The 2381-nt window shown below is 43.4% G+C and carries 2 protein-coding genes; both read right to left on the bottom strand.

Features of this window, described 5'->3' with window-relative positions; all coding sequences use genetic code 11:
* Positions 1-193: 193 nt before the first annotated feature.
* Positions 194-688 (bottom strand): phosphohistidine phosphatase SixA, encoded by a 495-nt coding sequence (sixA, locus tag O9332_RS03180; protein WP_288023597.1) that lies wholly within the window; start codon positions 686-688, stop codon positions 194-196.
* A gap of 52 nt (positions 689-740) precedes the next feature.
* Positions 741-1964, bottom strand: a complete 1224-nt coding sequence (locus O9332_RS03175; RefSeq protein WP_288023596.1) for a DHH family phosphoesterase — start codon at positions 1962-1964, stop codon at positions 741-743.
* Positions 1965-2381 lie beyond the last annotated feature (417 nt).

The following is a 2381-nucleotide window of genomic DNA, read 5'->3' as shown; positions in this document are numbered from 1 at the left end:
GACTTTCAAAAACCTTGCATTATCCTTCTTGTAGTACATCGCTTGGTACACAAAACAAGGGCAACAAAGCCTGAAACGACTGGCTACTGACGACCGGCTACTGACTCCTACCCCCAGGAAAAACTTTTTCAGCAGACCCTAACTAAACATCGATTGTAGTCTCCAAAAAGGATAGATACACCTAGGTTAATTCCTAGAGAAGTAATTTCGGTGCTGTCAACCAGAATAACTGACACTTGCCTAGGGGATTTTCCTGATTGGGAACCTCTAGACCAATTATTCCCGCTTTTTTGACCGATAATTTTCCTTGAAACTTGCCCCAAACTAGCATTTCCGTCCAATAGCCTAAATCCGGTTCGTGGCCTACCAGTGCGATCGCATTTTCCTCTCGCTGATAGTCGGACTTTTGCCACCACTGCACCCAATCTTGAATATTGCCGTTGGGTGATAGGGGATTAAATTGCTCAATTTTACGGCTTAAACCCGCTTTTTGCAAAATTTCGGCGGTTTGCACGGCACGCACCAGGGGAGAAGTCAAAATTAGGTCAAATTTCACCCCCAACTGTCCTAATCTTTGGGCAATTTTAGCAGTTTTGGCCCTACCTTCCTCGGTTAAAGGACGTTCCCTATCGTTGAGATAATCCCCCGATTGTCCTGCTAATCCATGACGCACAAAATAAAGTTTCATATCAGTGTTAGGTCGGTCTTGGCAATGTTAACAGATAGCTGAGGTCTAATAGCTAGGTGCGAATTACCTTTTCATCTGGGTTAACTAGATGGGAAAGTTTCTGTTTAATTTGGGTGTCATACAGTTCCCACTTAAGTTTTGCGTATTCGGCATTATTATTAAAACCACCGAGGAAACCGATAGGAATTTCAAAACCTCCGGCCATATAACGACCACCACCAAAAAAGCGACCTTGGTTATCCTGTCCGAAAGCTTCCTTGAGAAATTCATCGGGATCTAGGGTAATTTTACTGGTACGCATAGAACCGATGACTAACTCGATCTCCTCATCTTCATCGTGAACGATACCATAAACTAAAGCCGTGTGAACATTTTCTTCTGTCACCAAAAAATCGGCAGCTTGGGGAATCGCATCCCGGTCATCATAACGCAAATAACCCACCCCGGCGATCGAATAATTATTTTTAATAATACGATTTTTTAGGGACCGTTCAATCACATCCATCACCCGTCGGGATCTGGCCGATTGCAGGACCGCGTTTAATAATTGTGCATCGTAGAAACGACTGAGATAACCAGCAGCGATAAATTCACACTCTTGCGCTTGCATTAAATTATTCGTATCCGATCGCAATCCGTGCATCAAAGCTGTGGCACACTTAACATGGATGGTATCGCTAGTATTAAAACTTATTAACCCTTTTTGGATATATTGGGTTAACATCGTCGCTGTTGCCCGGATTTGGGGACGAATATCGACAAATTCCGCCTCTAGATCCCCTTGGCGAGTATGATGATCAATCACGACAATAATGGGAATTTTTGCCTGTTTAACCAGAGTGGTTAACTGACTATTGGTTCCCTGACCATCGACAAAAACACAACCCTGATAAACCGAAAGATCTCTATCCTTGAGGGTATGGACTCCCCAACGTTTAGCCGGTAAACCCGTTAGTTTTACCAAAGCGACATTTTCCTGATGGGAGAGAGTACCCGCATAGACTATATCACAGTGAATATTGTACTGTTCGGCGATAATTTGATAGGCCCAGGCACTAGAAAGAGCATCGGGATCCGGGAAATCCTGCATCACCACAATTTGATTTTCGCCGCGGTGATTTTCCAAAGTACGTCGCAGGCGATCGATCAGGGAAATAAGTAGGGTATCATTACTAACCGTGACTGGAGGAAGGGGACATACTGCCGGTGCTTCCCCTACCACTACATCAGTTTCGAGGGACTTGGCAGGAACTAGACTCAGTAATTCAGCCATCATTTTTAGAAAAGTTTGCTTAAAGGTAGATTCAGTCAGGATTTTTTGAGTTAATTAATTCTAGACGATATTCTCGCTTGATCGGTTCATCTCAAATATTAAGCTTTTCTTGCCCCTAGCTCCTTACTCTGGGGCCATAACTCTAGTCTATCAAAAGACCCCTGCCGTTTGTTCTGGGAGAGGAGTTAGGGCAATTAACCATCGCTGCCATTACTTGAGAAAATAGATACTATACCAAACCCCTTAATTTTCCCTTCAGGCTCGACCATCTACCTAGGATCTGCTGAATAAATCTAAAAACCTTGCTGGATAAGACTTTTAGCCTTTTTTGAAATCCAAAAGTACCAGATATGGGAGTGATCAGGGGGAAATTCAGCTACTTTTTCCCTGAAAATTAGGTAATTGACCCCCTCAAAATCG

The sequence above is a fragment of the Microcystis sp. LE19-10.1B genome (assembly GCF_027530565.1).
Classification (GTDB): Bacteria; Cyanobacteriota; Cyanobacteriia; order Cyanobacteriales; family Microcystaceae; genus Microcystis; species Microcystis aeruginosa.
This window is presented reverse-complemented; position numbering and strand designations above follow the sequence as displayed.